Genomic DNA, 553 nt, shown 5'->3' with positions numbered 1-553 from the left:
CCACCGGCCCCTCGCTCGGTATGTGACAGGTCACGAAAATGGGGCAGCTTCCACACTACCCCAGAGGAACTGCCTCATATTTTAGTAGGCATMACTCAGCACCAGTAAACGCMCCTCGATACGAGTTAGCGKTCTATCGGTCTTGAGAACTGTGCCAGCTGCGCAGGATTTCGACCGTTGAMTCTGCGATGCGATCGCCGATTACATACGGCCAGCAGGACACCAGTTCTCGCGTGCCAGGGACAAGGCCCGGTCGGCCTCGTGCCGGTAGATATTCGAGACGGTCACAGGCTGCGACTATCTGAATAGCAACACGGCTTGCTGCTGCGGGGTTTTCTTCCCCTATGTGATTTCTAATACTTTGGAGGTCATCGACCGCTGGAGCGGTAATATCAACGATGAAATTTTGCACGATTACCCGCGCTGTGGTGCAGGTTTTTCGTGTTCCGTACCCCAAGAGAGGAGCCAGTTACGCACCTCAGAATAGGGACGCTTGCGCCCTTCATCTGCGGCGCGGATTCCGTCTCGAACCGGCGCGGATTCCGTCTCGAAC

1 protein-coding gene is annotated in these 553 nt (G+C 55.9%); it reads right to left on the bottom strand.

All coding sequences use genetic code 11. The features are described from left to right. Positions 1-133 precede the first annotated feature (133 nt). Positions 134-412, bottom strand: a complete 279-nt coding sequence (locus KP708_RS15540; RefSeq protein ID WP_371823804.1) for a type II toxin-antitoxin system RelE/ParE family toxin — start codon at positions 410-412, stop codon at positions 134-136. Positions 413-553 lie beyond the last annotated feature (141 nt).

This window comes from Gluconobacter sp. P5H9_a (genome assembly GCF_018812085.1).
Classification (GTDB): Bacteria; Pseudomonadota; Alphaproteobacteria; order Acetobacterales; family Acetobacteraceae; genus Gluconobacter.
The sequence above is the reverse complement of the archived record's forward strand: the minus strand, read 5'-3'. Positions and strand labels throughout refer to the sequence as shown.